A 6985-nucleotide genomic window follows, 5' to 3' on the forward strand; every position below is an offset into this window, starting at 1 on the left:
TAGCTTACAGAACTGCTTGTGAAGCTCTAGAGGATGAGTTCAAGTAAATGTTGCACTTATTCTTGCAATTTATCAAATGAAAGAAAAACTTGAAATATCAGTTATTTAAAAGATCATAATAATTCAAACTCATATTTTATTATGTCACAAATCAAAGAGAGGGAGTCCAATATTGCTTGAAGAATTCGATTGTTTGATACAAAAAGGTTTTGGTGATCTACATTTGTATATATGCATAGAAAAGTATTGGCTCAAAACTAGCCTCGTTCATAAAATTGAGGAAATACTGGTCTCGTTGATTTCTTGTCTTTTTTAGTGGTTTTAAGAGATTGATTATCCTTGGTCTTCCGGTAAAAAAGGACTATAATAAAGATAGGAATTTGTGTTTAAGTGGGAGAAAAGATATGGCTTATATTGAGATGAAACATAGTTATAAACGCTATCCGTCAGGAGAAACTGACATCATTGCCAATAAAGATGTTACTTTTGAAATTGAGAAAGGCGAATTGGTCATCATTTTGGGGGCATCAGGCGCAGGAAAATCAACAGTCCTCAATATTTTGGGAGGTATGGATACCAATGATGAAGGGGAGGTACTAGTGGATGGGAAAGTCATCTCAAGCTTCTCCTCGCACCAACGAACGGATTATCGCAGAAATGATGTTGGTTTTGTCTTCCAGTTTTATAATCTCATTCCCAATTTGACAGCAAAGGAAAATGTTGAGCTGGCTTCTGAAATTGTTTCTGATGCCTTAGACCCTGACCAAGTCTTGAGAGAGGTTGGATTGGGTGAGCGTTTGAACAACTTCCCAGCCCAGCTATCTGGTGGAGAACAACAACGGGTAGCCATTGCGCGCGCAGTGGCTAAGAACCCTAAGATTCTACTTTGTGATGAACCAACAGGGGCTTTAGACTACCAAACCGGTAAACAGGTTTTAAAGATTCTTCAGGACATGTCTCGTAAAAAAGGGGCAACAGTGATTATCGTCACCCATAATGCTTCTTTAGCACCAATAGCCGATCGTGTCATTCAGATGCATGATGCCCAAGTAAAATCGGTGACCATCCATAACACTCCACTAGATATCGATAGCCTAGAGTATTAGGGAGGTTGTTCATGAAGCGAAAAATATATTGGAAAGATCTATGTCATTCCTTTACCAGTTCCAAAGGGCGCTTTTTGTCCATTTTAACGCTGATGATGCTGGGTACCTTAGCCCTGGTCGGTTTAAAAGTAACGACTCCAAATATGCACCGGACTGCCCAGCGCTTTATAGATCAACAAGAAATGTTGGACCTAGCTGTCATGGGAGATCTTGGTTTGGATAAGACTGACCAGGAAGAGCTACAAGGATTGACGGGGGCCAGCTTGGAGTTTTCCTACCTGACAGATGTGACGCTTGACGGAAAGGACGAAGCTGTTCGACTTTTTTCCATTCCAGAAACCATCTCACGCTTTCAGCTGGCTTCAGGACGGCTTCCGCAGAAGGAAGATGAGGTCGCTCTAGCAGCGTTTTGGAAAGATCGTTACCAGATTGGGGATCAGCTAAGGATACATGAAAAAGCTGGAAGTCCATCTGTTTTAAAGATAAAAAACTATCGAATTGTTGGCTTTATAAAGTCTGCTGAGATGTGGTCCGAAAAAGACTTGGGACAAGCTAGGAGTGGGAGTGGTTCCTTGGATGCCTATGGCGTCCTCTCAAAAGAAGCCTTTACTAGTCCTGTTTATAGCCTTGCTCGGATTCGGTTTGATGATTTGAGGGGGCTCAATCCATTCTCAACTAGCTATCAAGATCGTCTGGCCTCCCATCAAAAGGACCTGGAAAAACTCCTAGCTGGAAATGGACAGGAGCGCTATACAAAACTGCAGGCTGATGGGAAACAAAAGATCCAAAAAGGGCAAGAAGAACTTGATGCTGCAAACAAACAGTTAGCAGACGCACGCGAAAAGGCAGGTCAAGCACAGACACAATTGACGGAGCAATCCAATAAACTGAATCAACTGTCTACACTCTTGCCCAAGGAAGAATTAGAAGCAAGGCGACTCGAGTTGGCAGAAGCCCAAAAGCAACTAGATCAGCAATTGGTCAACATCCAGACAGGTGAATCGGAACTAGCAACTAAACAGAAGGAGCTGGAAAAGGCCAAGGAAGATCTGAAAAATCTAGAGCAACCAAACTATCATGTCTATGATCGAAAAACCATTCCAGGCGGACAGGGTTACCTCATGTATAGTAATGCCAGTGCCAGTATCTCTGCGGTAGGCAATCTTTTTCCTGTGGTACTCTACGCAGTCGCTGCCATGGTCACGTTTACGACCATGACTCGTTTTGTTGATGAAGAACGGAGCCATGCGGGCTTGTTCAAAGCCTTGGGCTATCGAACGAAAGATATCTTAGCAAAGTTTCTCTTGTATGGCCTGGTTGCTGGAACTATTGGAACCGGCATCGGAACTCTTCTCGGTCATTATGTTTTATCAGGAACCATTTCACAAATTATCACTCAGGGGATGGTCGTAGGCACTAGTCAACAGTATTTTTATGGATCTTATAGCTTATTAGCCTTGGGGCTCTCCCTTCTTTCTAGCGTCTTTCCAGCTTATCTAGTCGCTAAGAGAGAGTTGAAGGAAGAAGCCAGTCACCTCCTTCTTCCAAAACCGCCAGTTTCCGGATCCAGTATTTTGCTCGAGAGGCTACCTTTTTTGTGGAAACGTCTGAGTTTTACCCAAAAGGTGACCGCTAGAAATATTTTTCGCTATAAACAGCGAATGTTAATGACCATATTTGGTGTTGCTGGTTCGGTTGCTCTTCTCTTTGCGGGTCTGGGAATTCAATCCTCAGTCGGTGGAGTGCCCCAACGCCAGTTTGGGGAAATCCTTAAATACGATATGATTCTCTCGACCAAATCCAGTCTGACAGACGAAGAGGAACATTCCTTGAAGAAGCGCTTGAAGCAAGCAGATATTAAAGAGACAGGAGCCATTTTTACAAAACAAGTGGAGGCTTCTTATCCTTCCGGACGTGGAAAACAAAGCATAACCTTAATGGTGTCCTCTAAAGACAGCTTGGATCCCTTTATCAGCCTCCGTTCAGAAGAGGGTAGACTCGACCTATCCAATGGGGCGGTGATTACCAGTAAATTAGCGCAGCTGGCCAAGGTGGGCGTTGGAGATGACTTGCGGATAGATGGGCATACGATTAGGGTGGCTGCGATTACCGAAAATTATGTAGGCCATTTTGTCTATATGAATCAAGCGACCTATCAGAAAACCTATGGAAAAAGCGCTAAGATAAATGCCTATTTGGTCCGATTACAGTCTTCTTCTCAGCAGTTCGTCCAGAAGGTCAGTCGGTACATGATGGAAGAAGGGGCGGTGCTTGCTGTTACGCAAAATACTTCCTTGATTTCTCTCTTCAGTTCTGTGGCCCAATCATTGAATAAGACCATGATGATTTTAGTTCTGGTATCTATTTTGCTAGCGATGGTTATTTTGTATAATTTGACCAATATCAATGTGGCAGAACGAATCCGTGAGTTATCCACCATTAAGGTATTAGGTTTTCATCATCAAGAAGTTACCCTTTATATTTATCGAGAAACCATCCTCTTGTCTCTTGTAGGGATAGGATTGGGTTTACTAGGAGGCTTTTATCTCCATCGCTTTTTGATCGCCATGATCGCCCCAGATGCCATTCTCTTTTATCCGCGGGTGGCCCTTGGTGTCTATCTTTATCCTATCGCTGGCGTCATTCTGATCCTAGCTATCTTAGGAATCTTGGTCAATCATCATCTTAAAAAGATAGACATGCTGGAGGCTTTGAAATCTGTTGAATAAAAAAGAAACTTCTACCCTAGGGTGGAAGTTTTTTAGAGCTTTGGTATAATGAAAGAAGGAGAAGAGACATGACAAAAATTGCTTTGCTTTCGGATATACATGGGAATACAACTGCTTTAGAGGCTGTGCTTGAAGATGCCAAGCGGGCAGGTGTAGAAGAATACTGGTTATTAGGGGATATCCTTATGCCGGGGACTGGTAGACGCCATCTCTTGGAACTATTAGAAGACTTGCCTATCACCGTACAGATTTTAGGAAATTGGGAAGATAGCTTGTGGCGAGCGATGAAGGGGATGTTGGATCCATCAAGGGTTAGTCACCGTTATTTGATGCGCCATTGTCAATATATTTTAGAAGAAATTCGTCCAGAAGAGATAGAGGCCATGCAAAGTCTACCAATGCAAGTGCATCGGGAAGTTTCCGGCTTAATAGTGGGTATCACTCATCATCTGCCAGACAAAAACTGGGGACGAGAATTGATCCATATAGGAGACCAGAAAGATTTTGATCGCCTTGTAACCAATCCTCCTTTTGATATAGCAGTCTATGGTCATATCCACCAACAATTTTTCCGATATGGGAGTGGAGGAGAGCTCATCTTGAATCCGGGTTCCATCGGCCAACCCTTCTTTTTGCAAGCCAATCTTCGAAAGGATCTCCGGGCCATGTATGCTATTCTGGAGTTTGATGAATCGGGTTTGAAAGATGTTGACTTTCGACGGGTGTCCTATGACATTGAGAAAGAACTCCAACTCGCTAAGGATCTGAAACTCCCTTACTTCCAAGTTTACTATGAAAGTTTAGTCAATGGGATCCACCATACTCATAATCATGAGCTTCTACATGAAATAGCCCAGCGAGAGGGACACAATATAGAAGTAGATGCATGGTTGAGAGATTTTTTCAACTAGTGTAACAGTTGACATTACAACAAATAAGGGTATAATAGACTAAAAGAAAGAACTTTAACATCGGAAGAGTAAATGTATCTAGTTACTGATGGTTTTAGATCCAGTTTAAGACCTCCCTATCTAGATGGAAGAGAGGAGTATCCATGCAAATTTCAAGTCGTTTTACCATTGGAACCCATGTATTAGTCATGATTGCTTTAAAAGGAGATTGCACTAAGGTGACCAGTGATATGATTGCTGGCAGTGTTGGTGTAAACCCAGTCATTATTCGGAAAACCTTGTCTCAATTAAAAAAGGCAGGCTTGATCCATGTAGCGCGTGGAACAGGTGGGGCCGAGATGGCCAAAGAATTGGAAGCCATTAGTTTGTTAGATATCTACCAGGCTGTTGAATGCCTTGGGAAGACTGGTCAATTATTTGGTTTCCACGAGCATCCAAATCCAGCTTGTCCGATTGGAAATAGCATCCATGGCGTTCTAGATGGGAAGCTGGAAGAGATTCAGCTAGCCATGGAAAAGGAAATGGCTCAGACCAGCCTCAAAGAAGTGGTGGAGCAAACCAAGAAACAAATGGAGCTAGCAACCGTTTCTTGATTTGAGTCTGTAAGAAACTTGATGTAAAAAAGCCTTTCAGTATAGACTGAAAGGCTTTTTGTGTTCATTGAGTAAAATAGCAACACTCCTTCTAGCTTTACTTCACTAGGGCTACGAAGCTGACTAGAATAAATCCCATTGCAAAAATCCAAGTCCAATAACGGTTGGGAATGAACATGAAGGAAGAACGATCGCGGAAAGCAATGCGTTGCCCGGTTTCCTCATCAATCATATACCTCACTTGATCGGAAACAAATTTCTTTGTTAGCAAATAATTGACTGCTGCAGCAAGAATCCCCAACATACATCCTAAGATGATACTATCCGTTCTCTTATTTACATTAAGATGCAGGAAGGAATAAATCATATTCGCTAAAGCTCCTCCAATCATAAGAGCAAGGGGAACGAGCAAGCCTTTACCACGCCAAACAATCATAAAACAATCTCCTTTTTTCTATCTTAATCAAAATACAGCAAGTCTTTGCTGGTTTCGGTAAAGAGACCAAAGCCATCTTTTGTTACATAGCCACAGTCTTCAATCCGAACTCCGACTTTTCCAGGGATGTAGATGCCTGGTTCTACAGAGAAACACATTCCTTCTTCGATGACCATGTCATTTCCTTCCATGATAGAAGGGAATTCATGCACATCCATCCCAATACCGTGTCCGAGGCGGTGGTTGAAGTATTCACCATAACCAGCTTTTTCGATGACGCTGCGGGCAGCACGGTCTACTTCATGCGCGGTCACACCTGGTTTGATCATATCTAGGGCAGCCTGTTGAGCTTCTAAGGTTAGATGGTAGATTTCTTTTTTGAAGCCATCTGGTTTTCCAACCGCAACGGTTCGCGTCATATCTGAAGCATAGCCATTCACCATACAGCCCAAGTCGAAGAGAAGAAGAGCATCCTTTTCAATTTTGTTGCTACCAGGAATGCCGTGAGGATTAGCTGCATTGTTACCAGTCAAGACCATAGTTTCAAAGCTCATTTCATAGCCCAAGCGTTTGATGCCAAAGTCGATTTCTGCGACGATATCCGTCTCAGTTTTATCCAGAGAGATGGCGTCAAATCCCATATTGACAGCCTTATCTGCATATTGACCAGCAATTAACATTTTTTGGATCTCATCAGCAGATTTAATCAAGCGCATGCGGTTAATCCGAGGGCTGAGATTGGTAAATGTTGCTTGTTCAAAGACTGAACGAAGTCCATGGTACTTGGTCAAAATTAAATTATCAAATTCCAAAGCAACCTTTTTGGCTTCAGGATTAGCGCTTGCTCCTTTGATTTTTTCCCAAGGGTTTTCAGAATCCACATAGCCAACCACTTGGAAATCGACAACTGCAGTCGCCCGTTCTACCTCAAGAGCAGGGACAAAAAGAAGCGGTTCATGGTCTGGATAGACGAACAAGAAGAGCTGGCGTTCGTGGGGATCACTGTAAAATCCAGTTAGGTAATTGATGGTGACAGGATCGGATACAACAGCAACATCTGTTTTTTCAGTTTCAAGAAATGCTACAATTTGATCTAATTTAGACATAAGCTACCTTCTTTCTATTGATAATATTTTCCCCAATTGTCAAGTCAAGTGCAACAAAGTCATTCCTCTGATTAAGCGAGTGTTCTTCCAGCTGTTTGAGCTAG

General features: G+C 42.5%; 6 protein-coding genes. 4 read left to right on the top strand and 2 right to left on the bottom strand.

The features are described from left to right. Positions 1–404 precede the first annotated feature (404 nt). From K1J10_RS09740 to K1J10_RS09755, 4 genes are all read left to right on the top strand, one after another. On the top strand, positions 405–1106 hold the full coding sequence (locus K1J10_RS09740) for an ABC transporter ATP-binding protein (protein WP_223357150.1): 702 nt from the start codon (positions 405–407) through the stop codon (positions 1104–1106). Positions 1107–1117: 11 nt separating this feature from the next. Beyond that, positions 1118–3835, top strand: a complete 2718-nt coding sequence (locus tag K1J10_RS09745) for an FtsX-like permease family protein (RefSeq protein ID WP_223357151.1) — start codon at positions 1118–1120, stop codon at positions 3833–3835. A 68-nt stretch (positions 3836–3903) separates the two neighbouring features. After that, complete coding sequence (locus K1J10_RS09750) at positions 3904–4746, top strand: metallophosphoesterase family protein (RefSeq protein ID WP_223357155.1); 843 nt, start codon at positions 3904–3906, stop codon at positions 4744–4746. 143 nt (positions 4747–4889) lie between these two features. Further along, the gene (locus K1J10_RS09755) at positions 4890–5339 is read left to right on the top strand and encodes an Rrf2 family transcriptional regulator (protein WP_123160487.1); all 450 of its coding nucleotides are present in this window, start codon (positions 4890–4892) and stop codon (positions 5337–5339) included. Positions 5340–5436: 97 nt separating this feature from the next. Here the strand turns inward: K1J10_RS09755 and K1J10_RS09760 are convergent, their stop codons facing one another. Next, positions 5437–5775, bottom strand: coding sequence for a hypothetical protein (locus tag K1J10_RS09760; RefSeq protein ID WP_223357157.1), 339 nt, complete (start codon positions 5773–5775; stop codon positions 5437–5439). A 23-nt stretch (positions 5776–5798) separates the two neighbouring features. Further along, on the bottom strand, positions 5799–6881 hold the full coding sequence (locus K1J10_RS09765) for a M24 family metallopeptidase (RefSeq protein WP_223357159.1): 1083 nt from the start codon (positions 6879–6881) through the stop codon (positions 5799–5801). Positions 6882–6985: the final 104 nt, after the last annotated feature.

Source organism: Streptococcus australis, from assembly GCF_019930045.1.
In the GTDB taxonomy this organism is placed as follows: Bacteria; Bacillota; Bacilli; order Lactobacillales; family Streptococcaceae; genus Streptococcus; species Streptococcus australis_D.

What these genes read in the sequence shown, in the direction of transcription:
- K1J10_RS09745 (WP_223357151.1), top strand. Translation starts at nt 1,118, where the DNA reads ATGAAGCGAAAAATATATTGGAAAGATCTATGTCATTCCTTTACCAGT.
- K1J10_RS09765 (WP_223357159.1), bottom strand. Translation starts at nt 6,881, where the DNA reads ATGTCTAAATTAGATCAAATTGTAGCATTTCTTGAAACTGAAAAAACA.
- K1J10_RS09750 (WP_223357155.1), top strand. Translation starts at nt 3,904, where the DNA reads ATGACAAAAATTGCTTTGCTTTCGGATATACATGGGAATACAACTGCT.
- K1J10_RS09740 (WP_223357150.1), top strand. Translation starts at nt 405, where the DNA reads ATGGCTTATATTGAGATGAAACATAGTTATAAACGCTATCCGTCAGGA.
- K1J10_RS09755 (WP_123160487.1), top strand. Translation starts at nt 4,890, where the DNA reads ATGCAAATTTCAAGTCGTTTTACCATTGGAACCCATGTATTAGTCATG.
- K1J10_RS09760 (WP_223357157.1), bottom strand. Translation starts at nt 5,775, where the DNA reads ATGATTGTTTGGCGTGGTAAAGGCTTGCTCGTTCCCCTTGCTCTTATG.